Here is a 23,676-nt window from a genome sequence, read left to right on the forward strand (position 1 = left end):
GACGCGGCATGGAGAGACGCCCCCCTGAGTCCGGCACCCGGGAACCGGGTGCCGGCGTCTCCGTCTCTCCTTGCCGTCCCCCGTCGGCACAGTCATGTTCACGCACGCGGCCGCCGCGGCGCGTTGCCTGCTTCCGGCTCCGCTTCTGATCTCGACGTCGACGGCGTCGACGAACAGGACCGGGCAGACGCGGTCGATGGGACGGTTCTGCCGTTCTGCCATGCCGTCCATGACCTTGTCGGTGATGGTGGAGATGGTCCGCTTGGACACCTCAGCCCCACGGACCTCGGCGAGATGAGCGGAGATCTCCCCGTGGGTGAGGCCCTCACCTCTACCGGGCCGACGTCGGTCAGCAGCCGCGACAGCCCGCCCTCGCCCGTCGGTTGCAGACCCTCGCTCCGGGGCCGGTCAACCAGCATCGCCACGAGCTGCTCGTCCGACACCGCACTCGGCGGTGCCTGAGCCACCTGCTCAGCCCGCTCGTTCTCCACGGCGGTCTCCGTCATCAGACGCGTCTCCTTGAGCATCAGATCCGCCGTTGATCAGGCACTCCCCTGCCCCGCCGGCCGAGGACGAGGCGACCGACCGGAGTGGGCACCACCTGCACGTCGGTGAAGCCGCCAGTCCGCAGTTCCGCGGCCAGGTCCTCCGCACTCACGACGGGCGGGACCCCGCGGCAGTCGGCGACGAGCGCGTCGAGGAATGAACACAGGTCGTCCGCCGGTGGGGCGAGTTCCTGCACGAGGAGCAGACCGCCTGGGGCGAGTGCGCGGCGGATGGCGGCCAGGGTGGTCTCACGGGTGTGCTGCGGAAAGAACGCCTGTGCCCAGTAGCAGACACTGTAGACGGCTTCGTCGTCGAGCTCTTGGGCGTCGGTGTGCCGGATCTCCAGACGGGAGTCGACGCCGGCGTCCTCTGCTCGTTCCCGCAGTTCCTTGACGACGTCGCCGGCCCGCTCGACGCCGACCGCGCGCAGCGCCGGGTATGCCGTCAGAGTGCTGAGCAGGGCCCCGCCGACCCCGCTGCCGACATCCAGGAGAGGGCCGCCCGCGGCTAGTCGGTCGCGGTAGTCCGGCACCTCCGCGTAAGCCATCCCGAACAGGGCTCGCGACGCGTCGGAGGGCAGCATGCCCCAGTCCCGGGCGACGACAAGGGCGTCCTCCCGCCAGTCGTACCGGATGCTCGATGACAACGCTGAGCGGACTCGGTCCCCTGCCGCGCCGACGGCGTCCAGCGCGATGTCCGTCCGTATCCCGGAGGGCCCGGCCTGGAGTGCGGCGAACCCTTCGGCCAACACGAAGGCGGCGGGTGCCGCCGCCTCAGCCTCACGGACCACTCCGGCGGCAAGGAACACCTCGACGACGCGGCGGGCGCGCTCGGTGGAAATGCCGTCGATACCGGCGAGGTGCTCGACGGTGACGGGTCGGGTCAGCGCCTCCAGCCATCCTGTCGCAGCCGCCGCACGCAGTAGGTCGAGCACCTGGGCGCCCTCCGCCCACTGCCGAAGGCGGGCGCGGGCGTCGAGGGCCGCATGCAGGGCCTCGAACTCTGACTTGGTGTGACCCACGATGATCCTTTCGTTCGTTCTGGTCGACGGCCTGTTTCCGGGCACGACGTCTTCGTTGTTCTTCCTCGCGGTGCGGAAGATGGTGATCAAGCCGCCGGGGCCCTTACCCGGGGCCGGCGGCGCCGGAGAATCCGGCGCCGCCACACGGGTGCTGCGGGGCTCGGGGCCGTCATCTGCGTCAGCCTGCCGCACATGTCACCACGGGAGCACGCCGGTGCGGTCGGTCACGGTGCCGGTGGGGGTGTCAGGCCCCAGGACGGCGACGCGCACCGCTGCCTCGGCACCCTCCTCGACACTCTGCCCGAGGCGGCCGGTGAACTCGGTCGCGGTCTGGCCAGGGTCCACCGCGTTGAAGCGGACATGGGGATCGTCTTGGCGTACTGCATGGTCAGCATGGTGACCGCGCTCTCCGAGGAGCCGGATACCGCGACTCGATACGCTCCGGGTCCTGGTCAGCGTGAACGCCCCGAGGCCGCTGGTGATGCTGATGACGGACGGGGCGGTCGCCGTGCGCAGGAGACGAGCCGGCGCGCCACCTCGTGTCCGAGTCCCTGGTTGGCGCCGGTGATCAATGTGGTGGGGCGGCCGGTCCCACCTAGTGGGCGGGGCGGAACGGACGCAGCAGACGGATGCCGTCCTCGATGGATCCGTCGATCAGTTCGAGCATCTGGGGGACGAGTTCCTGCATCCGGGGCGCGGCGAGGTGGGAGTCGAGGTGGGCGCGCGTTTCCCAGCGCTCGTAGATGACGAACGAGCCGGGCTGCCCCTCGACTTCGTGGGCCTCGTAGTCGATGTTGCCCGGGTCGTCGCGGGAGGGGGTGACGGCTGCGGTGATGAACGCCTTGAGGTCGGCCTCTCTGCCGGCCTTCGCCTTCGCGTCCCAGATGACGGTCACGTAGCCGTTCGATGTCGCGGTCATGTTGATCCCTGTTTCTCTTGTGTGCTGAAGAGCTGACTGCCGGTACGAGGCCGGTGTCAGCGGTTGACGAAGTCGAGGAGGTCGGCGTTCACGGTGCCCATGCCGTGCGACAGGTCTGGGTAGACCTTCGGCACCGCGTCCCCGACCAGCGTGGCGGTCAGCTCGGCGGATTGGGCGACCGGGACGATCTGACCGTCGTCGCCACGCATATGAGCGTGGGCACGCCATCGCTTGGAGGCCGTCGGTGAAGCACCGGGCTCGGACAGTTCACCGCCAGCCGCTGCTCGTATCCGTCTGCTGACTCGCTTCGGGTGGTGCCGTTCCACGTGATGCCCACGCCCGCGTCGTCGACCAGCGCATCGAGGCGGTCGTGCCGTGCCGCCACCTCGGCCGCGGGTCGTCGGGTCTCGGCCGGAGCGGACACGTCGGCGATATACTGCTCGGCCCCGGGACGCTGCTCGATCAGCGCCAGTCGCTGCGGGTCACGACCACGCGGAAGCAACTGGTGCCCGGAGTCCGTAAGCTCCTCGGCCAGAGCGAGGCCGATCAGTGAGCGGACTGGGTGTGATCCTGCTCCACATACACCTTGAGGGCCTGGAACTCCTCAATCGCGCGCGGGCCGCACAGGTAGCCGTAACCGCTGCCCTTGACGCCGCCCTCCTCGAAGTCCTCGCTGATGGCTCCCCAGGTGTTGATCCACACGGTGCCGGTGCGGATGCGCCGGGCGACCCGGCGGGCCTTCATCGAGTCCGAGCTGAACACCGAGGCGGCCAGACCGTAGATGGTGGCGTTCGCCTTGGTCACGGCGTCGTCCTCGTCGTCGAAGATCTCGAACGTCTGGACGGGACCGAAGACTTCCTCCTGCACGATCCGGACGTCGGTGCGGTCCACCTCGATCAGGCTCGGCCGGTAGAACGCACCGGCGGCCAATGGACCGTCGGTGACCACACCGCCTCGCAGCAGTACCGTGCCATACGAGGTGGCCTCCTCGACGATCGCGTCCACCCGCTGGGCTGAGGCCCGGTCGATCACCGGGCCGAGCTGGGCCTTCTCGTCGTCGCCCGAGCCGAGCCGCACCTGCGCGAGCGCGCTGGTGAGCCGAGTGCGCACCTGGTCGGCGATGTCCCGGTGGACCAGTACGCGGGAACCGGTGCAGCAGAACTGCCCGTTCATCAGCACCAGCGACTGCACCACGGTCGGGATCACCATGTCCAGATCGGCGTCGGGGAAGATCACCATCGGAGCCTTGCCGCCCAGTTCCAGACCGAGCCGCTTGAGCGTGGTGGCGGCCGCGGTCGCGATCCGGCGCCCGACCGGCGTACTGCCGGTGTAGTTGATCACGGCGACCTTGTCCGAGGTGACCAGGAACGGGGCCCCGGTGTTGCCGGACTCGGTGAACACGTTGACCACGCCCGCCGGGATTTCCGGAACCGAGGCCAGAACCTGTGCGAAAAGCTCATTGGTCAGCGCCGTCTGGGCCGGAAGTTTGACCACGGCGGTGCAGCCGGCGGCCAGCGCCGGGCCCAGTGCCCGCACGGTCAGCATGACGGGGGAGTTCCAGGGAGAAATGATCCCGGCGACACCGAGTGGCTCGGGCACCGAGTGGGTGTACTGGCCGGGCGCCGTCTCGGCGGCGCGCCCGGCGTTCTGGGTGCGCGCAGTCGCCGCCGCGTACCGCAGCCACCCGACCGCACCGCTGACCTCCCACGTGGTCTCGCCCAGCAGCTTGCCGTTCTCCCGGGACAACATGGCCGCGACCTCGGGTACCCGGGCCTCAAGGGCGTCGGCCAGCCGGCTGAGTGCGGTCGCCCGAAGCGAGGGAGTGCGCGCCCATTCGGTGGTCGCGAAGGCGGCGTCGGCGGCGTCCACGGCGGCCGAGGCCTCTGCCTCGCCGCCGTCGTAGAAGGAGCCGACGACGGTGCCGTCGGCCGGGTTGATCGATTCCAGAACCGAGCCGGAGCCGGTCCACTGTCCGTTGATCCAGTGCTGCGCAATGGTGTTCATGACGTCGATCCTGCAATCGCACCGAGCGTGCAGGAAGGCACAGATCTTCGTCGTACCACCAGTACTACCCTGAGACGCGTTTGAGCGTCGCGCACGTCGGCACACACGGCACCGGCGTCCCAGGAGGCCCGGCACAGCAGGTGCCGCGGCAGGCCGGGCGACCGACGGTTCGTGCAGGTAGCCGTGGTGGGCGATCTCGTGTCCGGCCGCGACGACGGCCCGCACGGTGCCGGGGTGGCGGCGCGCGGTCCAGCCGGGCACGAAGAACGTGGCGCGAGCGTCCGCGATCGGCAGGAACAGGACCGACGGCGCCCCGTGGCACGACGGCGCGATCGCCCGTGACATGGTTGCTGTCATGACAGTTGGCGCGCCGGGCAGCGAGGTCGTACTCGAGACGAGTCGCCTGCTGCTCAGACCTTGGCGGGTAGCCGAGGCTGTCGCCCAGCGTGAACTGTGGACGGAACGTGATCCACGAGTGCCGCCGCACCGGCGAATCGACGCGGACGGACACCCCACGGTCGCGGAGATCGAGGATTCGATCCGCACCGACAAGGTGGGGTCGACCGGGTTGCTGGCCGTCGAACGGAAGGGCTTTCGTGACGTCATCGGCTACTGCGGCCTGGTCGACAGCGGGCGAGGGGCGGTAGGGGAACCGGAACTGGCATTCGAGCTGCTGCGCCGAAGTCAGCGTCAGGGATACGCGACCGAGGCGTCGTTGGCGGTTCTGGACTGGGCGAGATCGTCTGGGTACGAACGTCTCTGGGCCACGGTCTGGGACTGGAACACCGCTTCTCGCCGAGTGCTGGCCAAGGTCGGGTTCGCCGAGACCGGTCGGAAGGAAGTGGACGCGGTGCACGGGACCACTCTGTTGACCACGAGACGGCTCTGACACACCCGACGTCTGGCCTTGCGGACGGCTCCGTGTGGTGCCGTCAGGCGGCAGGTGTCCCCGTTCCGTCGGCTGAAGCGGATGCGGCACATGCTCCACGCCGGCGCGCTGGGGACGGGGAATCACGGTGGAAGGCGGGGCCGGTCTCGCTGTGTCCGGTGGTCGAAGCGGACTGTCGTAGGGATGGCGCCCTCCGCCTTGGGGGCTGACCGGGGAGCCCCGGGATGCCGGAGTGGGTGCTTGATCAGGACGTGGAGGCCTTGACCACCGGGCATTGGAAGCAGCGCGCTCTGTCGGTGCTCGACATCGCCGTCGGCCATCTCGCCGGCGGGCGGGTGGAGTCCGCGCTCGCGCTCGCCTCCCGCACGCTTGAGATCGGCCTTCAGTACCGGTCCGGCCGGATCGTGGAACGCGCCCGCGGTGCGCGCCGTAGCCTCACCTTCGGGTCACCGCCCAAGGTGGTGCGGGACTTCGACGAGCGCCTCCACGGCGTCGATCTGCAGAAGGGATGACCACGGCATGAGGGTAGGCATCACCGGCCACCGCGGACTGAGCACGCAGGTCGAGAAGCAGGTACGGGCGCTCCTGGCCGACCAGATTCGGCAGTACGACCCGGCCGAACTCGTCGGCGTCTCCTGCGTCGCCGACGGCCCCGACTCCTGGTTCGCCGAAACCGTCCTCCAGCACGGCGGCCGTCTCAAGGTGATCATCCCGGCCGCCGAGTACCGCCAGGGTCTGCCCGACTGGCACCACCCCGTCTATGACCGGCTCATCGCCCGCGCCGCCGAGATCCGCCACACCGGCCTGGTCGAATCGACCTCCGAGGCCCATCAGGCCGGATCCGAGATCCTCGTCGGCCTGGTGGATGAGCTGATCGCCGTGTGGGACGGGAATCCCGCGCGCGGGTACGGGGGCACTGCGGATGTGGTGGCGTACGCCGAACGGACCGGCGTCCCGGTGCGGGTGCTGTGGCCCGAGGGCGCCGGCCGATGACAGCAGCGGGCTTGCGCCCTCCAGGCACCGCGGCGCGCGAGCGGGCCGACCAGCTGATCGCCTGGGTGCCCGAGGAGTAGCCAGTCGATACCGCCAGCGGACGGCCTTGACGACGTCGGCGCCGGTGAACATCGCCAGCCACATTCCCGTGATCACTGCTCCACCGGGAGGCGCCATGGTCATGATTGCTCTGCCTCCTGCCGGGAGTGCTCATGCTCATGCTGTTCGGGCTGGACGCCTTGGAGAACTCCTTGTTCCCCGGGCACACGGAACGATCCCAAGCCGACGCAGAAGAACTCCCGAAGTCCCTTTGACGGCTCATCGCAGTAGAGGGGGTAGTCGGGGTCTGCCGGTCTTCGAGGTCGCCGGCACGGGTTTCAGGCTCGGCTGCACTCCATCCGGGCGCGACGAGAACGTGCCCCGCGGTACGAGCTATGCGCCCTCGTTGTCCCCGCGCAGGGAATGGATCATGCTCTGCAGGATCCGGAACGCGGCTGACTGCTCGGTCTCGGTCAGGCCGGCCAGCATTCTGGCCTCGACGGACCTGACGGCTGCGCTCGCCTTCTCGAGGCTTCGTCGGCCGCGAGGCGTGAGCCGCGCGGGAAGCGCCTTCCCGACGGGTGCCTCGGCGGGCCTGGTCACGTAGCCGTCTCGTTCCAGGGCCTGGAGCAGCACGTTCATCGTCTGCCGTGTCACGAACGCGCCCCGCGCGAGCTCGGAGTTCGACAAGCCCGGTCGCTGCGCCAGCAGTTCGAGGCAGGAGTAGTGCGTCACGCTCATCCCGAGCGGCCGCAGCACTTCCTCCATGGCCGCGCGGAGGGCGCTCGACGCTTCTTTGAGCAGGTAGCCCAGTGACGTCTCCAGGTCGACGCCGACACGTTCTTGACTCATGTCAGCATTCTGACATAGGTTGCCGCATGTCAGAAAACTGACATGGAAAGAAGGAGCGTCATCATGCCCGCCACCGGCCCCGACTTCATCTCGCTCCAAGTGCGCGACCTCGACGCTTCGCAGGCGTTCTACGAGCAGTACCTGGGCTTCGTCCGCTCGCCGGCCGGACCTGCGCACGCCGTCGTCTTCGAGACGAAGCCGATCGCGTTCGCACTCCGCGACGTCATCCCCGGCACCGACCTCGCATCCGTCGCTCACCCCGGCATCGGTACCGCGCTCTGGTTCCACGCCACCGACGTCCAGGCCATCCACGACGCGCTCGTCACCGACGGTCACACCATCGTCTCCGCACCGATCGACGGCCCCTTCGGCCGGACCTTCACCTTCGCCGACCCCGACGGCTACCAGGTCACGCTCCACGACCGCGCTTGATCGACCCAACGCCACCGGACGATCATCGGCGGTTGCGCCCTGGTCAGTCCGGGCACCATCCGGCTGCCCGCCACCGGCGGGCGGGGCTGGGACCACAGCGCCGAGCCCCCACCGCCCTTGTGGGGGGACCGGCTCACCCCACGCCGGACCCGTGCCCAACGGCCGGGCCCGCGGGGTGCCCTGGATGCCGATCGTCGGGCACAGCGCCGCGTTACCACCCTGCGCCGCCTGGGTGATGTCCGCGCAGCTGCCGGGCTTGGTCGGGCCGCAGAAGAGCACGCGGCCGTCCCCGTCCGTGACGACCATGGTCTTGACCGCGTTCCGCTTGTTCCTGCCGGAGAGGAACCTTTCCCGGTCCTTGCGTCCGACCGCCGGCCGGCGGACCCGGATCTCGGGGCCGTCGATGATCCCGGTCTTCCCGTCGGCTCCGAGGTGTTCGACGACCTCGGCCAGGGTCCGCAGCCGCACGCCCTGTACTGAGGGTGCACCCTCGCCCGGCGAGCAGGGGCCGCACCTCTGTGACGGCCCGAGTGATGGTGGAGCGGTCGACACCGAACCAGCAGGCAAGCACGTCGTGCGTGGCGGCGTGCCGGAGGTGTACGAGCGTGGCCAGGAGCCGGCCGACGAACACCGACCGGTGCTTCGCACCCCCGCCCACAGCACGCTTCCGCGGCCGGGACGCGAGGCAGTCGGCGCCCGGCTGCTCGCCGGTGTGGCCGTCGGGGCAGACCGGGGCGGTCACGACGCGACACCCGGGGCCGCGGGCGACGAGCGCCACGCGTTCCTCGCGTAGGGGCGCGGTGACGACGCCCGGCCTGCCGATGTGATGGCCGACGGCCGGCGGGAATGGACCACCGCTCGGTGGCGTTGACACGCCTGTGTGACATGACCGCATCAACAGATGCGGAGGTGTCGGACGGAAGGAGTCCCCTCATGGCAAGCGGCACCGTACGCCCCGTCGTCAGACTCAAGTCGACGGCCGGTACCGGCTTCACCTACGTGACCCGCAAGAACCGGTCCAGCAATCCCGGCCGGCTGGTCCTGCGCAAGTACGACCCGGTGGCCGGCGCACACGTCCTGTTCCGCGAAGAACGCTGACCCCCCACCTCCGCCGGTCCCGGCGAGAACCCGCAAGGAGACACCACCCATGAGATCCGACATCCACCCCGTCACCCGTCCCGTCGTCTTCCGCGACCGCGCGGCCGGACTCAGCCTGCTCACCCGTTCCACCCTCGACGCCCGCGAGACGGTCGAGTGGGAGGACGGGAACACCTACCCGGTCGTCGACGTGGACGTCTCGTCGGCGAGCCACCCGTTCTACACCGGTACCCCGCGGGTCATGGACACCGCGGGCCGCGTAGAACGCTTCCAACGGCGCTACGGCACTGACACCGTTCGGCGCTGACGCCCGAAGGGACTGTCATGAAGGTACGCACGTCGGTGCGTTCGATGAAGACCAAGCCCGGCGCTCAGGTGGTGCGTCGCAGAGGGGTGACCTACGTGATCAACAAGAAGCACCCCCGGTTCAAGGCCAGGCAGAACTGACGACCGGCCGCTCGGCAGAGCATGGGCCCGGCACCGCGCCCGCGGTGCCGGGCCGCCGTCTTCCCATGCCCGGAACCCTCTCGTGCTCATTCGTGCGCGCGGGCTTCCCTCCGCGGCCCAAGCCGCTGCCGGGATGAACCCTCCGGCGCTCGATGACATCGATGAGACCTGCGATCACCGGCGAGTCGGACCGACCGACCACACGCCCGACGGAACGCCGCCGGCCCGGGACCCCGGTACCGGAGTCCGAGCAGGGGGCACATGTGCAGACGGCATCGAGGCGGCCCACGCGCCTCCGCACGCCAACGGACATGGCGGAGGCAGTGGGGGTGGGTTCGTCATGGCCCCAGCGGCGGGATCTGCGGGCCACAGCGATTCATGCCGAACCGACGACGGCGGCGTCCAGGGGGACGTCGGGGGCGATGTGGGCGCCGAGGACCTCGCGATACAGGGCGACCTCGGCCAGCAGGGAGCGGCGGACGCTGTCGGCCCGGCGGAAGCCGTGCCCCTCGCCCTCGAAGAGCAGGAAGCGGTGCCACACGCCGCGTTCCGCGAGATTCTCGACGATGCGCGTGGCCTGGTCCGGGCGGCAGATGAAATCGTCCGCGCCCTGGAGCATCACCAGCGGCACGGTGATGCGGTGTGCGTTCGCGGCGGGTGAGACCTTGTCGAACCGGGCCTGGTCCCGCGGGAGCACGCCGATCAGGGTGTCCACGTAGCGGGACTCGAAATCGTGGGTCTGCTCGGCCCGCCACCGTGCCGGTTCGCTGATCGGGTAGAGGACCGTGCCCGCGCAGAAGACGTCGGTATGGACCAGACAGGCCAGGCTGGTCCAGCCGCCGGCCGAGCCGCCGCGCACAGCCGTACGGGCCGGGTCGGCCAGACCCTCGGCGGCCAGCGCGCGGGCGACGGTGACGCAGTCGTCGACGTCCACCACGCCCCATTGCCCGCGCAGCCGGTCGCGGTAGGCCCTGCCGTAGCCGGTGGAACCGCCGTAGTCGACGTCCGCGACGGTGAAGCCGCGACTGGTGAAGAAGGAGTACTCCAGGTCGGCGGTGACGCCGGTGGAACTCGTCGGGCCGCCGTGCACCTGCACCAGCAGGGGTGGCCGTTCGCCCTCCGGTGCGGTGGCCGTGGGATGGGTGGGCCGGTGCAGCACGAAGTGGACGGGGCGGCCCTGCGCGTCGTACACGGTGCGGCGCTCGGGCAGAGGCTGCCAAGCAGCCAGCGGATCCCGGGGCTCGGGCCTGACACGTCGTGCCGGACCGGACCCGGGCGCCAGCGGTACCGACAGCAGGGCCGAACCGAGGGCAGGATCGGCGGCCCGGACCAGGACGCGTTCGCCGTCCGACCAGAGGTCGCCCTGGAAGCTGCTCCAGTTGTCGGCGAGTTCCCTCGGTTCGCCGTCCCTCGGCGACCAACACGACATCCGTTGGGGGCCGTTGCCGTGGGTGAGTACCACGCCGTGCGGCGTGACGGCGAACCAGCTCGCGCCGACCCGCCAGATGGGCCCGGCGCAATCCTCCTGGAGCGGAAGGACGTTGACGACCGCGGTGGCCGCCGGCCGGCCGGCGGCAAGGTCGACGCGGTGCAGGTTCCACCAGCCGTCCGGGTCTGCCATCGCGTAGAGAGTGTCGGGGCCCGCCCATGCGGCCTGGGAGACGGAGACCTCGGTGCCGTCGTGGCTGCCGCCGAGCAGACGCACGGGCTCGCCCGCGACGCCGTCGTGCAGGTTGGCGACCATCAGCTCGGAGCTGTCCCAGGGCATATGCGGATGATCCCAGCCAATCCAGGCGAGACGCCGGCCGTCCGGTGAGGGACGGTGCCCGCAGAGGAAGTGGTGCGAGCGGGCCACCACGCGCAGCGCGCCGGGGTCGTGGGCGGCGGCACCGGACAGCGGTACGGCGACGATCTCGCGTACGGTGCGGACGGCCGGGTCGGCGTCGTGCGGTCCGGTGGCGACGCGGGTGGTCTCCCGCACGCACCACACCTCGGTCCCGTCCGGGCCGGTCACCGGGTCGGCCCAGCAGGTCTCCCGGTCGGGCGGGTCGGCCGGGGTGAGCGGGGTGGGCACGGGGAACACGTCGTCCTCGGCGATCCCGAGACGGGGCACCTCGGCGCGGTACAGCCGCTGGTCGCGGTGGTCGGTGAAGACCACCAGGTGGCTGTCGGCAGCGGAGGCCGCGGGGCGTACCCAGTACGGCTTGCCGCCGTAGCCCAGGGAGCGGTTGCGCACGGAGACACCGGGAGCGAGCACGGGGACGGGCTTCTCGTGGCCGGGGGCGTTGCGCAGCAGCCGTACGGTGGCGGTGGCCGGGTCGGAGGCGCACCACCAGTTCTCGTCGCCGGCTCCGCAGGGCCAGGAGGTGGATCCGGAGGCGTCGGCGACCGCTTCGGCGGTGATCGGTGACGGCCAGGTTCCGTAGGGCAGGTGAGGCGCGGTGGGCATGGTGACTCCGGGTTGAGGGGGAGTTGGGCGGGAGTGCGGGCGGTGGCCGGCGCGGGCTCGGGTGCGGGCTGTCGCCGCCCGGGTGGACGGTCCCGGGGTCTGCGCGTCGGCGATGAGGGCCTTCGCGGGAATCGCGCAGGCATGCCGTGAACGGCAGGTGTTCCCGCATCCGGCTTGAGGCGGCCGGCCGGCCTCGGCGGGCTGGTCCCGCCGGCGTCACCCTGCCGTCAGCTGCACCGGTTCGCCGTGGGCGTCGCGGCGGCGCAGGTCGGCCGGGGTCTCCCGGCGGACCATGAGGCGGGCGCGGCCGTCCCGCACGGCGACGACGGCGGGCCGCGGCTGGGCGTTGTAGTTACTGGCCATCGCGTGGTGGTAAGCGCCGGTGGCCGGGACGGCCAGCAGGTCTCCTGCGGTCACGCCGGCCGGCAGGGCGATGTCGGGCACGACCACGTCCCCGCTCTCGCAGTGGCGGCCGACGACCACGGCGTGCACCGGCTCGCCCTCGGGCGGACGGTTGGCGGTCCACGCGGTGTAGCGGGCGAGGTAGAGGGAGGGGCGCAGGGCGTCGCTCATGCCGCCGTCGACGGAGACGAACCGGCGGCGCAGGCCGTCCTTGACGGCGCCGACACGGTAGAGCGTCACCCCGGCGGTGCCGATCATCGACCGGCCGGGCTCGACGGCGAGCCGTATCGGTGAGCCGGGCAGCGCCCGCTCCACGCCCGCTCGCAGGGCAGCCGTGAACACGGCTGGTTCCAGGCGGGGTTGGCCCGGCAGGTAGGGGATACCGGCGCCGCCGCCGAGGTCGATCTCCGCCACCGTGATGCCGTGCCGCTCGGCAAGCAGGGCAACGAAAGCGGCGACCCGTTCGGCGGCGAGGGTCAGCCCGTCGGTGGCGGTGATCTGCGAGCCGATGTGGGAATGCACTCCTGCGAGGCGCAGCGAGGGGCGTGCCGCGACGGCGAGCACGGCCTGCTCGGCGTGGCCGCCGCGCACGGGGAAGCCGAACTTGACGTCGTCGCCACCGGTGGCCATGTAGTCGTGGGTCTCGGCGGCGACGCCGGGGGCGATCCGGACATAGACGTCCTGGACCCGGTCGGCGGCGGCCGCCGCGTCCGCCAGCCGGTCGATCTCCTCCAGGCAGTCGACGACCACCAGGCCGACGCCGTGGGTCACGGCCGCCTCCAGTTCGGCGACCGACTTGTTGTTGCCGTGGAAGACGATCCGGGCGGCGTCGAAGCCGGTGTCCAGGGCGAGTTGGAGTTCGCCGCCGCTGCACACGTCCAGGTGGAGCCCCGCGGAGTCGACCCAGCGGACCATCTCAGCGCACAGGAACGCCTTGGAGGCGTAGTGCACGCGGTCCGCACCGGATTCGCGCCAGAGCCGGGCCCGGTGACGGAAGTCGGCCTCGTCCACCACGTACAGCGCCGTGCCGCATGCCTCGGCCAGGTCCTCCAGGGCGACACCCCCGACGTGCAGACGGCCCTCCACGGTGCGGGCGGTGAGCGGCCACACCTCCGGGGCTCTTTCGGGTGAGGCGGCCACGGCCAGTGCGTCGGGCAGCGGGGTCCCCGCGCGCGGAGCGGGCAGGGAGGGAGCGGTGGACACGGGGCTACTCCTCGGTGAGGACGACGAGCATCAGCAGGTCGTCGCTGGCGTCGGTGAAGTGGTGTTCGTCGGTGGCGGTGAAGTGGCAGCTGTCCGTGGGGCGCAGCAGCCGTACGACGCCCCCCACCGCCACCCGGCAGGAGCCGGCGAGGACGAGCACGAACTCCTCGCCGGGGTGGGCGGTCGGGTGGTCGTGATCGCCGAGGTCGGCGTGGAGCAACCGGGCGCCGACGCGACTCGCGCCCGGGGCCGTCAGGTCCCAGATGCCGTGGTGGCCGTCGGCTCGGGCGAGCAGCGGGGCCGGGGCGAACCGTGGTGGGAAGTGCGGAACCGCGGCGGCGGAACCCGGCCGGGTGCCGCCGAGGAGTTCGGCGGGTGTGGCACCGAGGGCGTCGGCGATCTGGCAGAGGGTGCGGACGGTGGGGTTGGCCGCGCCCGACTCCATCTGCGAGACGTAGGCCGGTGAGACGCCGGCCCGTGCGGCCACCGCGCTGAGGGTGAGGCCGGCGGCCCGGCGCACACGGGCGACGGAGGCCGCGAGCACGTCCCCGGTGTCGACGCTGTCGGGTGGCGTGGCGCGGCCGGATCCGGTGGAGTCGGCCTTTCCTCCGCCTCGGCCCTGTTCGGCGTCCTGCTGTCCGGAATCATCCGGGGAGCGACGCGGGATCCGTTCCGGGCTGGGGAAGTCGGCCGAAGAGTTTTCCGACCCTGTGACTCTTGACGAGGTCATGCGGTGACAGTAAGACTCACCCATCGCTTAGATCAAGCAATCTGACACCGCCGTTTAACTGTCAGCAGAGACGCGGCTCAACACCGGGACTCCCGGATGTGGGCTGCCCTGGATGGGAGGGGTGAGCAGTGACCGGTCCTCTGGCGCCGACGCCGACTCTCGAGCTGCTGCGTGCGGCGGCCGAGCTGTGCGGGCCCGTCGCACAGCGCTTGTTCGCGGTGCTGGCGGAGGACTACCCGGCCTCGTTGGAACGCCGTCCGGGTCAGTTGTTGCGCGCGGCCGACGCGACCGCCGCGGACCTGGACGGACTTCTGGCGGCGGCCGGGGTCGCCTCCACCGACGACCTGCGTCTGCTGGCGGCCCGGGAAGTCGGTCTGCGGCTGGCCGAGCCGGATCTGCGGTTCACCAGCCGCGAGCCTCAGTCCGAGCCGCGCGAGCGGTCGGCGCTCCGCCGGATGATCACCGCGGAGGAGGACAACCTGCACCGCACGCTGACGGATCTCCAGGCCAACGGGGCTCTGGAGGTGGCGGCAGCGGCCCTGTTGCGGGCGCGGCGGCGGTGGGTGCTGGGCGACCTGAAGTCGGCCGGGTACGCCTCGCTGCTGACCAGCGACCTCACCAGCAGCATGCGGGACGTGTTCCTGGTACAGCCGGCGACGGGCGCGGCGGTCAACGCCATCAGCGACGCGCACGCGGACGACGCCCTGGTCGTGTTCAGCTTCCGCAACTACAGCCGCCTGACGGTGGACGTGGCCCGGGAGTTCCACGCGCTGGGCGCCTCGGTGATCGCGCTGACCGACAGCTACACCAGCCCGGTTTGCTCCTTCGCCTCGCACGTCCTGGCGGTGGACACGCGCAGCGAGTCGCCGCACCACTCGCCGACGGCGGTGACGGCGGCGGCCCATGTGCTGGCGGCCCTGGCCGCCGCCGGTGCCAAGGGTGCCGCCCGGCGCAGCCGGCGCCGGGCGGAGGTCTTCCGCTCCCTGGGCAGCTACGGCCTCGGCCGACCGGCGGCCGACCCGGGTGCGGGGACCTCAGGGGCCGTCGGTGGTACCCCCGACACGGGCCCCCCGGACACCCCTGACTCCCTCGCCTCCCCCGCTTCCCCCGCTTCCCCCCGCGACGGGCACCCACCCGCGCGGTGACCGTCCCCTGCCCGTCCCCGTCCCACTCGTTCCCCCGCCTCCGCGCCTTCGTCTCGCGGAGCCATCGGCGGCAGAAGGTTCACCCTCGGCCTCTGCCACCTGGAAGGCACCTGGTCCCCTCCTCATGAACGATTCCTCTCACCGTCAGGACGGCGCCGCTCTCTCCACCGCCGAGGACGCCGCCCTGACCTCCGAAGTCACCGAGCTGTGCGCCCGGTTGATCCGTTTCGACACCAGCAACTACGGCGCAGGCAGCTCCCGCGGTGAGCGGGAGGCGGCCGAGTGGGCCGCCGAACTGCTCTCCGACTCCGGTTACGAGCCGGTCGTGCTGGAGTCGGCCCCGCGCCGGGCCAGCACGGTGGTCCGTATCCCCGGCGAAAACCGCGACGCCCCCGCGCTGCTCGTCCACGGCCATCTGGACGTGGTCCCGGCCGAACCCGCCGACTGGAGCTTCGACCCGTTCTGCGGGGACATACGCGACGGAGTGGTCCTGGGCCGGGGCGCGTTGGACATGAAGGACATGGACGCGATGATGCTGGCGGTCGCCCGCTCGTGGGCGCGCCGGGGCGTGCGTCCGCCGCGCGATGTCGTGATGGCCTTCGTTGCCGACGAGGAGGACACCGGCGAGCTGGGCGCGGGCTTCCTCGTCGACCGGCATCCGGACCTCTTCGAGGGGGTGGCCACCGCGATCGGCGAGTCCGGCGGCTACTCGCTTCACCTGCCGGACACCTCCCGGCTCTACCCGATCGCCGTCGGCGAGCGCGGCAGCGCCTGGATGGACCTGACCGCGCGCGGCGCGGCCGGCCACGGTTCCCGTCCCGGTCCGGACAACGCTGTCGCGACCCTGGCGGGGGCGCTGGCCGCGCTCGCCGCACACCGCTGGCCGATCAGGATCGTGCCGGCGGTGGCCGCCCTGCTGGAGGGGCTCTGCGCCCACTTGGGCATCACGGTCGACCCGGCCGACCCCGTGTCGCTGGCACAGTTGGGCGAGGCGGCGAAGCTGGTCGAGGCCACCGTCGCCAACACGCTCAACCCGACCATGCTCAAGGCGGGGTACAAGCACAACGTCATCCCGAGCGAGGCGACGGCGGGCGTGGACGGCCGTATCCTGCCCGGCGCGGAGGAGGACTTCTTCGCCACTGTGGACGCGCTGCTCGGCGAGAACGTCTCCCGTTCCTTCCACAGCTTCGCCGCCCCGGTCTTCGCCGACCACGAGTCGCGCGAGTTCGCGGCGATGGCGGCGGCGCTGCGCCGGGCCGACCCCGAGGCACTGGTCCTGCCCTTCATCATGTCCGGCGGCACCGACGCCAAGGCGTTCGCCCGGCTCGGCATCCAGTGCTACGGCTTCGGCCCCGGCCTCACCCCGCCCGGCTTCGACGCGTGGCAGTACGTGCACGGCGTCGACGAGCAGGTCCTGGTGAGCAGCCTGGAGTTCGGGGTGCGGGTGCTGGAGGACTTCCTGCGCAGTGACCCGCTCGCCGCCTCCCCGGGCCGGTGACCGGGCCCCGTACCACCTGAACCGCCCGGCCGCTCTTCCCACCACCTCCCCACCGACCAGCATCCCGCACCCCCCGCACACCACCCGCACACCCCAATAGATGCACTATGCATTGATTGGCATGCCCGCACGGTTCGTACCGGGTCCCGCAGCGCGGCGGCACTCGTATCTCGCTCCATTCCCCTAGCGGCCCCGGCCGCCGGCACATCCTGGAGAAGTTCACGATGACCACGTCCACCCCCTTGCGCAGAACCGGCCGCAAGGCTGCCGCACTGACCGCCTCCCTGCTGCTCGGCACCGCCGCGGGCCTCGTCGCAGCGCCGGCCGCCTCGGCCGACGACGGCGGCGGGACGCTGCGGATGCCGATCACGGGCATCGGCATCGACTCCCTCAACCCGTTCCTCGCCTACTTCGCGGGCAGCCTGGACGTGTTCTCGGGCATCTACCCCGCCCTGGACAGGGTGGAGCAGGACGGCACCGTCAAGCCGTATCTCGCCGACTCCTGGACGACCTCCAGCGACAAACTCACCTGGACCTTCAAGATCCACAAGGGTCTGAAGTGGAGCGACGGAAAGCCGATCACGGCCGAGGACGCCGCCTGGACGTTCAACCTGATCATGAAGAACTCCACCGCGGCCACCGCCAACGGCTCGCTGGTCGGCAACTTCGCCTCGGTCAGCGCACCGGACGCCACCACTCTGGTCGTCAAGACCAAGAAGCCGCAGGCCACGATGCTTTCGGTCAGCATCCCGGTGTCGGGCATCCCGATCGTGCCGAAGCACATATGGGAATCGCACGTCAAGGATCTGAAGAACTACAAGAACGACAGCTTCCCGATCGTCGGGTACGGCCCGTGGACGCTGACGGACTACAAGCCCGAGCAGTACGTCAAGTTCGACGCGAACAAGGACTTCCTGCTGGGCGCACCCAAGTACGCCCACATGATCCAGCAGGCGTTCAAGAACACGGACGCCGCCGTGGCCGCGCTCCGATCGGGTCAGCTCGACTACGTCAGCGGGCTCAACCCCACCCAGTACCAGGCGCTCAGGAGCCAGTCCGGGGTGAAGGCGTTCGAGCAGGTCGGCAACCGCTGGAACGGTATCGAGGTGAACGGGGGCGCTCGCACCCGCGACGGCAAGAAGATCGGTACCGGCCACCCGGCGCTCGGCGATGTCAAGGTCCGTGAGGCGCTGGCGCTCGCCATCGACCGGGCCACGATCGTGAAGAGGGTCCGCGACGGCCTGGCGCAGGTCGGCGCCAGCTACCTGCCACCGTCCCTCCCGCAGTACGCCTGGCAGCCCTCCGGCTCCGAGAAGTTCGGCTACGACCCGGCCAAGGCCGACTCCGTGCTCGACGCGGCGGGTTACAAGAAGGGCTCCGACGGGATCCGGGTCGACCCGAAGTCCAAGCGCAAGCTGGAGTTCCGCCTCGGCATCCACTCCGACGACGACGCGGACGCCAAGGTCTCCACGTACCTCGCGGGCTGGTTCAAGGAGATCGGGGTCAAGGTCGACATCCAGTCGATGAGCTCCTCCAAGCTCAACGCCGATCTGGCCAAGGGCGACTGGGACATCCTGATGGACTCCTGGTCGACCGGACCGGACCCGACGTACCTGCTGGGCATCCAGACCTGCGCGGCGCTGCCCGACAGCAAGGGCGAAGGCGGCAGCACGGACTCGTTCTTCTGCGACAAGGACTACGACGACCTGTTCCTGCGTCAGCAGAGTGCCTTCGACGACAAGCAGCGCGCCGATCTGCTCCGGCGGATGCAGGCGATCCTGTACAAGGCCAACGAGAACATCATGATCTACAACGCCAACGGCCTCGCCGCGTACCGCACCGACCGGGTGAACGGCATCGTGGCGGGCAAGGCGGACTCCACCGGCGCCTTCCCCGCGCAGAACTCCTTCGACCAGTACCTGGACGCGACCCCGGCGAAGGCCTCGTCCTCCTCCTCCGGCAGCGGCTCCGGCACCGTGATCGGCGTGTCCGTGACCGTGGTCGTCGTCCTGGCCGCCGGCGGTGTGTTCCTGGCGCGTCGCCGCTCCTCCTCCGACGACCGCGAGTAGACCGTGGCAGACACCATCGACGTCATCGGCGCCGTCGCGGCCAAGCCCGCCGGCGCCCCGGAGGGCGGCCGCCCAAAGGGCTCCGGGTTCGCGCGTTACCTGGTCACGAAGCTGGTGGCCGCGGCGATCAGCTTCCTGGTCACGCTCGTCATCGGCTTCGTCCTGTTCAGCCTGATGCCGGCCGACCCCGTCCAGTCCATCACCCGAGGCCGTCCCACCAGCGACGCGCAGATGGCCCGGCTGCGCCATCAGCTCGGCCTCGACCAGTCGGTGCCGGAGCGCTTCTTCCATTTCGTGACCGACACCCTGACCGGGCACCTCGGCACCTCCTGGGAGTTCCAGCAGCCGGTCAGCTCGCTCATCGGCGACCGGCTGTGGCCGACCCTGCTGCTGATGGGCACCGCCACCGTGATCTCGGTGCTGCTGGGCCTCTGGCTGGGCGTCAGGTCCGGCTGGCGGCACGGCAGTTGGCTGGACCGTATCGTCACCGGCGCATCGCTGACACTGTGGTCGGTGCCCACCTTCTGGCTCGGCATGATCCTGCTGATCACGTTCAGCGTGGGCATCGGCCCCTTCCCCGGCTTCCTGCCGGCGGGCGGCATGAGCGACCCGGCGATCACCGGTGGCCTGGACCACGTCGTCGACGTGGCCAAGCACCTGGTCCTGCCCTGCCTGACCATGGTCCTGGTCGTCTTCGCCCAGTACGTGTCCGTCATGCGCTCGTCGATCATCGACGAGTTGGGCAGTCCCTACCTGCTCACCGCACGGGCCAAGGGACTGCGCGACGACGACGTACGGCGCAGGCACGCCGTGCCCAACGCCCTGTTGCCCTCGGTCACCATGATCTTCATGCATCTGGGCACGGTGCTCGGCGGTGCCATCACCGTGGAGACCGTCTACTCCTGGCCGGGCCTGGGCCAGCTCAGCTATCAGGCTCTCAAGGTGCCCGATCTGCCCCTGCTCCAGGGCACGTTCATCGTCTTCAGCGCGTCGGTGATCCTCATGAACCTCCTCGCCGACGTGGTATACCGCTTCCTCGACCCCCGGGTGCGTGCCCAGTGACCCACCACGAACCCCTCACCAAGGCGGACCCGCCGGTCGCCGCGCCACCGGTCGCACCGGTCACGTCGAAGCCGCGCCACAACGGATTCACCGGCTTCATCAGGTCCTTCCTGCGCATCCGCTCCGGCGTGGCAGGACTCGGCATCCTGGTCGTGTTCGCCCTGCTCGCCCTGTGCGCGCCGTTGTTCATCTCCCACAACGACCTCGACGTCATCAAGGTGGACGGGCCCTCGCTGCACTCCCCCACCGACGGCTACCCGCTCGGCACCGACCAGGAGGGGCGCTCCATCCTGCTGCTGGTCATCTGGGGAGCCCGCTCCTCGCTGTCCATCGGTCTGATGGCGACCGTGCTGACGGTGGTGCTCGGCAGCGCGGTCGGCCTGATCGCCGGGCACTACGGCGGCTGGATCGGCAAGGCGCTGATGCACCTCACCGACTGGTTCATCGCGCTGCCCGGCCTGCCCCTCGCCATCTCGCTGTCGGCAGTGATCGGGCAGGGCACCGCCTCCATCACCATCGCCATCGCGATCACCAGTTGGTCGTCCACGGCCCGGCTGGTGCGGGCGCAGACCCTCGCCGTGGAGGCGAAGCCGTTCATCGAGCGGGCCAGGGCACTGGGCGCGGGTGGGCCGCAGGTGATGCTCCGGCACGTCCTGCCGAACGTCACCCCGCTGATCCTGGTCTCCTCCACGCTGACCGTGGCCTCGGCGATCCTGTCGGAGGCGACCCTGACCTTCCTCGGCCTGGGCGATCCGACCGGCATCTCCTGGGGCGCGATGCTGAACTCGGCGCTGAGCGGCGGCGCCGTCACCTCCGGCGCCTGGTGGTACCTGTACCCGCCGGGCATCGCCATCCTGATCGTCGTCCTCGGCTTCACCCTGACCGGCCGCGCCGTGGAGACGATTCTCAATCCGAGGTCGGTGAAGACACGTTGAAGGCGATGCTGGAGGTCAGGAACCTCAAGGTCACCTACCGCGGCGGCGGGCGCGCGGTGCCCGCCGTGCGCGGGGTGGACCTCACGCTGGACGCCGGGCAGACGCTCGGCCTGGCCGGCGAGTCCGGCTCGGGCAAGTCCACCCTGGCGATGAGCCTGCTGCGGCTGCTGCCGTCCGCCGCCGAGGTCACCGGCCAGGTGCTGTACCAGGGCGAGGATCTGCTCACCGCCCGGTGGAGCCGGCTGCGGGCGGTCCGCTGGGCGGAGGCATCCGTCGTCTTCCAGGGCGCGATGACCGCCCTCAACCCCGTGCACACCATCGGCGACCAGCTCGCCGAGCCGATCCTGCTGCACGGCCGCAGGGCCGGCGAAGAGGGCGGCCGGATCTCCGGCAGGCAGGCCCACGCCCGTGCGGCCGAGCTGCTGGAGTCGGTGGGCGTACCGGCGCGCCGGATGCGCAGCTATCCGCACGAGTTCTCCGGCGGGCAGCGCCAGCGCATCATGATCGCGATGGCGCTGGCGTGCCGTCCGAACCTGATCATCGCGGACGAGCCGACCACGGCACTGGACGTGATGGTGCAGGCCCAGATCCTGGACCTGCTGTCGGACCTGGTGCGGGACGAGGGCATCGGCGTCATCATGATCAGCCACGACCTGTCCGTCCTCGGCCAGATGTGCGACCGGCTCGCGGTGATGTACGCCGGTGAGCTGGTGGAGTCCGGACCCTCCCGGCAAGTCCTGGACGATCCGAGGCACCCTTACACCCGGGCGCTGTCCCGCGCCTTCCCCACCATCGGTGACCCTGCCTCCCGCAGGGCGCCGGCCGGGCTGCCCGGCGACCCGCCCGACCTGGCCGCGCTCGGCTCGGGTTGCCCGTTCGCGGCCCGCTGCCCCGACGCGCACGAGGTCTGCGACAGCACCCCGGTCGAGCTGCGACCGGCCGGTCCCGGCCGGCAGTCGGCGTGCCTGCGGGTGCTGCCCGGTTTCCCGAACGTCTCCACGGCCTCGGACATGCCCGGACCGTCCGCGGAAGGAGCCCGCTCATGACCGTCACCACCACCGGCGCGGTCACCGCACCCACCCCGGCCACGGCGCCCGCGCTGGAGGTCCGCGACCTGCACATCACCTACCCGCCCCGAGCCGGCCGCAGCCCCGCCAGGGCGGTGGACGGCGTCGACCTCCATCTGCGCCGCGGCGAGATCCTCGCCCTGATCGGCGAGTCCGGCTGCGGCAAGTCCACCCTGGCACGCGCCCTGACCGGGCTGGTCAAGCCCACGTCCGGCGAGGTCCTGTGCGACGGCGTGCCGCTGCGCTACACGAGCGGCGCGCTGAAGGCGCACCGCCGCAAGGTCCAGTTCGTCCTCCAGGACCCCGGTGGCGCTCTGAACCCGCGCCAGAACGTGTTCGACGCGATCGCCGAGGGTCCCCGGCTGCACCGGCTGAAGGACGGCCTCGAACAGCGCGTGCACTCTGCCCTGTCCAAGGCCGGGCTGCGCCCTCCGGAGCAGTTCCTGTCGCGCTTTCCGCACGAGTTGTCCGGCGGTCAGCAGCAGCGCGTGGTGATCGCGGGCGCGCTGGCGCTGGAGCCCTCGGTGATCGTCGCCGACGAACCGGTGGCCTCGCTGGACGCCTCCGTACGCGGCGAGATCCTCAAGCTCGTCCTCGACCTGCGCCGCGACCTCGGCCTGTCCTCCCTGGTGGTCAGTCACGACCTGGGTCTGGCCTGGAACATCGCCGACCGGGTGGCCGTGATGTACCTGGGCCGCATCGTCGAGGTGGGCACCGTCGAGGAGGTCCTGCTCGCGCCGACGCATCCGTACACCAAGGCGCTGCTGTCGGTGGTGTCCGCGGAGGGCGGGCGCGGTGGGCGGCCCCAGCTGCTCCAGGGCGAGCCGCCGGACCCGACGGCCGTGCCCGGAGGCTGCCGGTTCCACCCGCGCTGCCCGGTGTGGGCCGGTCTCGACACAGCGGGCCGCGCGGAGGCGGGCTGCGACCGGCGGACGCTGCCGGTCCTCCCCGCACAGGCGCCGGCGGGCGGTCAGGCCGCCTGTCACCTCGCGAGCGCGTCGTGAACCCGACGGCTGCACCGACGTCCGGGGCCGGTACCCGGCAGGACGCGCCGCTGGTCGTACGTGACGTGGACGGCCCGCTGGAGATGGCCGACTGCGTCGCGCTGTACGAGCGGGTCATGGGGCTGCGTCCCGACGACGGCAGCCTCAACCCGCGCCTGCTGACCGCCCTTCAGGAAAACAGCGGCCTGGTCGTCGGCGCCTATCTCGGCGCGGAGCTGGTGGGGTTCACCTACAGCTTCCTCGCCCGCGAGCGGGGCACCGACGGGCAGGGCCCACGCCTGTACCAGTACTCGCAGCTCGCGGTGGTGGCGCACGAGCGACAAGGCCTCGGCATCGGACGGCTGCTGAAGCTCGGCCAGCGCGAACGCTGCCTGGCCGCGGGAACGACGCTGATCCGCTGGGCGTACGACCCGATGCAGACCCGCAACGCCCACTTCAACCTGGACGTGCTCGGTGCGGTGGTGGACGCGTTGAAGCCCGCGATGTACGGCACCTCGGGCTTCGGCGCCGCCACCGGCGAGTCCACCGACCGCTTCATCGCCTCCTGGCACCTGGACGCCCCGGCACGGCCCGCCGCGCCCGCTCCCTGTCGGCCGCCGGGCGGTTGGACCGTCGGCCAGGTGTACGACGACGGCGACGACCGGATCGTGGTCCTGCCCGACGACTGGTACCGGCTGCGCGCCGAGAGCGGCCCGGAGCGCGCCGCCCGGCTGCGTGGCCGCCTCACCCGCACGTTCGCCCGGCTGCTCGCCGACCGCACGGCCGTCTCCTGCGTACGGCTGCCGGACGGTCTCGCCGCATACCGCTTCATCCCCCGTGCCGCCGCACCCGGCACGGCCCCCCGCCCCTGACCCGGGCCCCGCACGGTAGGA

Annotated in this window: 26 protein-coding genes and 2 pseudogenes; 15 read left to right on the top strand and 13 right to left on the bottom strand. The window is 71.0% G+C overall.

The window, feature by feature from the left end:
* Positions 1-138: 138 nt before the first annotated feature.
* The 8 genes and pseudogenes from QSK45_RS08915 to QSK45_RS38385 form a co-directional block, all read right to left on the bottom strand.
* Positions 139-506 (bottom strand): annotated as a pseudogene (locus QSK45_RS08915) (transposase); the annotation flags it as partial.
* A 20-nt stretch (positions 507-526) separates the two neighbouring features.
* Complete coding sequence (locus QSK45_RS08920; RefSeq protein ID WP_285554920.1) at positions 527-1,759, bottom strand: SAM-dependent methyltransferase; 1,233 nt, start codon at positions 1,757-1,759, stop codon at positions 527-529.
* Between the two features lie 3 nt (positions 1,760-1,762).
* On the bottom strand, positions 1,763-1,912 hold the full coding sequence (locus QSK45_RS08925; RefSeq protein WP_285554922.1) for a Rossmann-fold NAD(P)-binding domain-containing protein: 150 nt from the start codon (positions 1,910-1,912) through the stop codon (positions 1,763-1,765).
* A gap of 250 nt (positions 1,913-2,162) precedes the next feature.
* Complete coding sequence (locus QSK45_RS08930) at positions 2,163-2,486, bottom strand: putative quinol monooxygenase (protein ID WP_285554924.1); 324 nt, start codon at positions 2,484-2,486, stop codon at positions 2,163-2,165.
* Between the two features lie 56 nt (positions 2,487-2,542).
* Positions 2,543-2,695 carry a hypothetical protein gene (locus tag QSK45_RS08935; protein WP_285554926.1) on the bottom strand — a complete coding sequence of 51 codons (153 nt, stop codon included), beginning with the start codon at positions 2,693-2,695 and terminating at the stop codon, positions 2,543-2,545.
* On the bottom strand, positions 2,644-3,036 hold the full coding sequence (locus tag QSK45_RS38380; RefSeq protein WP_490993538.1) for an SDR family NAD(P)-dependent oxidoreductase: 393 nt from the start codon (positions 3,034-3,036) through the stop codon (positions 2,644-2,646). The genes QSK45_RS08935 and QSK45_RS38380 overlap by 52 nt, the downstream gene beginning before the upstream one ends.
* Positions 3,033-4,490 carry an aldehyde dehydrogenase family protein gene (locus QSK45_RS08940; RefSeq protein ID WP_285554929.1) on the bottom strand — a complete coding sequence of 486 codons (1,458 nt, stop codon included), beginning with the start codon at positions 4,488-4,490 and terminating at the stop codon, positions 3,033-3,035. Before QSK45_RS08940 ends, QSK45_RS38380 begins: the two co-directional genes overlap by 4 nt.
* Positions 4,491-4,667: 177 nt before the next feature.
* A pseudogene (locus QSK45_RS38385) lies at positions 4,668-4,847 on the bottom strand (polysaccharide deacetylase family protein); the annotation flags it as partial.
* Here QSK45_RS38385 and QSK45_RS08945 point away from each other — a divergent pair.
* From QSK45_RS08945 to QSK45_RS08955, 3 genes are all read left to right on the top strand, one after another.
* A complete protein-coding gene (locus tag QSK45_RS08945; protein ID WP_285554930.1) occupies positions 4,846-5,379 on the top strand; it encodes a GNAT family N-acetyltransferase in 534 nt (177 codons plus the stop codon). The pseudogene QSK45_RS38385 and the gene QSK45_RS08945 overlap by 2 nt on opposite strands.
* 224 nt (positions 5,380-5,603) lie before the next feature.
* Positions 5,604-5,891: a hypothetical protein gene (locus tag QSK45_RS08950; protein WP_285554931.1), complete on the top strand. Its 288-nt coding sequence runs from the start codon at positions 5,604-5,606 to the stop codon at positions 5,889-5,891.
* A 7-nt stretch (positions 5,892-5,898) separates the two neighbouring features.
* A complete protein-coding gene (locus tag QSK45_RS08955) occupies positions 5,899-6,372 on the top strand; it encodes a hypothetical protein (RefSeq protein WP_285554933.1) in 474 nt (157 codons plus the stop codon).
* A 432-nt stretch (positions 6,373-6,804) separates the two neighbouring features.
* Here QSK45_RS08955 and QSK45_RS08960 read toward each other — a convergent pair whose 3' ends face one another.
* Positions 6,805-7,263 (bottom strand): MarR family winged helix-turn-helix transcriptional regulator, encoded by a 459-nt coding sequence (locus tag QSK45_RS08960; RefSeq protein WP_285554936.1) that lies wholly within the window; start codon positions 7,261-7,263, stop codon positions 6,805-6,807.
* Positions 7,264-7,326: 63 nt separating this feature from the next.
* On the opposite strand from QSK45_RS08960, the gene QSK45_RS08965 reads away from it, so the two are divergent.
* Complete coding sequence (locus QSK45_RS08965; protein ID WP_285554937.1) at positions 7,327-7,695, top strand: VOC family protein; 369 nt, start codon at positions 7,327-7,329, stop codon at positions 7,693-7,695.
* A 211-nt stretch (positions 7,696-7,906) separates the two neighbouring features.
* Here the strand turns inward: QSK45_RS08965 and QSK45_RS08970 are convergent, their stop codons facing one another.
* Positions 7,907-8,590 carry a helix-turn-helix domain-containing protein gene (locus QSK45_RS08970; RefSeq protein ID WP_285554939.1) on the bottom strand — a complete coding sequence of 228 codons (684 nt, stop codon included), beginning with the start codon at positions 8,588-8,590 and terminating at the stop codon, positions 7,907-7,909.
* Between the two features lie 38 nt (positions 8,591-8,628).
* Here QSK45_RS08970 and rpmG point away from each other — a divergent pair, with 38 nt between their 5' ends.
* From rpmG to rpmJ, 3 genes are read left to right on the top strand one after another with little or no spacing between them, the layout of a single operon-like run.
* Entirely contained in the window at positions 8,629-8,793 is a 165-nt protein-coding gene (rpmG, locus tag QSK45_RS08975) for a 50S ribosomal protein L33 (RefSeq protein WP_285554941.1), read from the top strand.
* Positions 8,794-8,842: 49 nt separating this feature from the next.
* Positions 8,843-9,100: a type B 50S ribosomal protein L31 gene (locus QSK45_RS08980; RefSeq protein WP_285554943.1), complete on the top strand. Its 258-nt coding sequence runs from the start codon at positions 8,843-8,845 to the stop codon at positions 9,098-9,100.
* 17 nt (positions 9,101-9,117) lie between these two features.
* Complete coding sequence (rpmJ, locus tag QSK45_RS08985; RefSeq protein WP_285554945.1) at positions 9,118-9,240, top strand: 50S ribosomal protein L36; 123 nt, start codon at positions 9,118-9,120, stop codon at positions 9,238-9,240.
* A 376-nt stretch (positions 9,241-9,616) separates the two neighbouring features.
* Here rpmJ and QSK45_RS08990 read toward each other — a convergent pair whose 3' ends face one another.
* The 3 genes from QSK45_RS08990 to QSK45_RS09000 all read right to left on the bottom strand — a co-directional run bounded on the left by QSK45_RS08990 (position 9,617) and on the right by QSK45_RS09000 (position 13,838).
* The gene (locus tag QSK45_RS08990; protein ID WP_285554947.1) at positions 9,617-11,689 is read right to left on the bottom strand and encodes a prolyl oligopeptidase family serine peptidase; all 2,073 of its coding nucleotides are present in this window, start codon (positions 11,687-11,689) and stop codon (positions 9,617-9,619) included.
* Between the two features lie 216 nt (positions 11,690-11,905).
* The gene (gene lysA / locus QSK45_RS08995) at positions 11,906-13,294 is read right to left on the bottom strand and encodes a diaminopimelate decarboxylase (protein WP_285554949.1); all 1,389 of its coding nucleotides are present in this window, start codon (positions 13,292-13,294) and stop codon (positions 11,906-11,908) included.
* 4 nt (positions 13,295-13,298) lie between these two features.
* Positions 13,299-13,838 carry a helix-turn-helix domain-containing protein gene (locus tag QSK45_RS09000; RefSeq protein ID WP_285554951.1) on the bottom strand — a complete coding sequence of 180 codons (540 nt, stop codon included), beginning with the start codon at positions 13,836-13,838 and terminating at the stop codon, positions 13,299-13,301.
* Between the two features lie 314 nt (positions 13,839-14,152).
* Here QSK45_RS09000 and QSK45_RS09005 point away from each other — a divergent pair, with 314 nt between their 5' ends.
* The 8 genes from QSK45_RS09005 (at position 14,153) to QSK45_RS09040 (ending at position 23,655) form a co-directional block, all read left to right on the top strand.
* Complete coding sequence (locus QSK45_RS09005; RefSeq protein WP_285554953.1) at positions 14,153-15,169, top strand: MurR/RpiR family transcriptional regulator; 1,017 nt, start codon at positions 14,153-14,155, stop codon at positions 15,167-15,169.
* 124 nt (positions 15,170-15,293) lie between these two features.
* Positions 15,294-16,667, top strand: a complete 1,374-nt coding sequence (locus QSK45_RS09010) for a M20/M25/M40 family metallo-hydrolase (RefSeq protein WP_285554954.1) — start codon at positions 15,294-15,296, stop codon at positions 16,665-16,667.
* Positions 16,668-16,891: 224 nt separating this feature from the next.
* Positions 16,892-18,736, top strand: coding sequence for an ABC transporter substrate-binding protein (locus tag QSK45_RS09015; protein ID WP_285554955.1), 1,845 nt, complete (start codon positions 16,892-16,894; stop codon positions 18,734-18,736).
* 3 nt (positions 18,737-18,739) lie between these two features.
* The gene (locus QSK45_RS09020) at positions 18,740-19,798 is read left to right on the top strand and encodes an ABC transporter permease (protein WP_285554957.1); all 1,059 of its coding nucleotides are present in this window, start codon (positions 18,740-18,742) and stop codon (positions 19,796-19,798) included.
* Positions 19,795-20,733 (top strand): ABC transporter permease, encoded by a 939-nt coding sequence (locus QSK45_RS09025; protein WP_285554958.1) that lies wholly within the window; start codon positions 19,795-19,797, stop codon positions 20,731-20,733. The genes QSK45_RS09020 and QSK45_RS09025 overlap by 4 nt, the downstream gene beginning before the upstream one ends.
* A 5-nt stretch (positions 20,734-20,738) precedes the next feature.
* Positions 20,739-21,779, top strand: a complete 1,041-nt coding sequence (locus QSK45_RS09030) for an ABC transporter ATP-binding protein (protein WP_285554959.1) — start codon at positions 20,739-20,741, stop codon at positions 21,777-21,779.
* Positions 21,776-22,804, top strand: coding sequence for an ABC transporter ATP-binding protein (locus QSK45_RS09035; RefSeq protein ID WP_285554960.1), 1,029 nt, complete (start codon positions 21,776-21,778; stop codon positions 22,802-22,804). The genes QSK45_RS09030 and QSK45_RS09035 overlap by 4 nt, the downstream gene beginning before the upstream one ends.
* The gene (locus QSK45_RS09040; RefSeq protein WP_285554962.1) at positions 22,801-23,655 is read left to right on the top strand and encodes a hypothetical protein; all 855 of its coding nucleotides are present in this window, start codon (positions 22,801-22,803) and stop codon (positions 23,653-23,655) included. Before QSK45_RS09035 ends, QSK45_RS09040 begins: the two co-directional genes overlap by 4 nt.
* Positions 23,656-23,676: the final 21 nt, after the last annotated feature.

This window comes from Streptomyces hygroscopicus subsp. hygroscopicus (genome assembly GCF_030269125.1).
GTDB lineage: Bacteria > Actinomycetota > Actinomycetes > Streptomycetales > Streptomycetaceae > Streptomyces > Streptomyces hygroscopicus_C.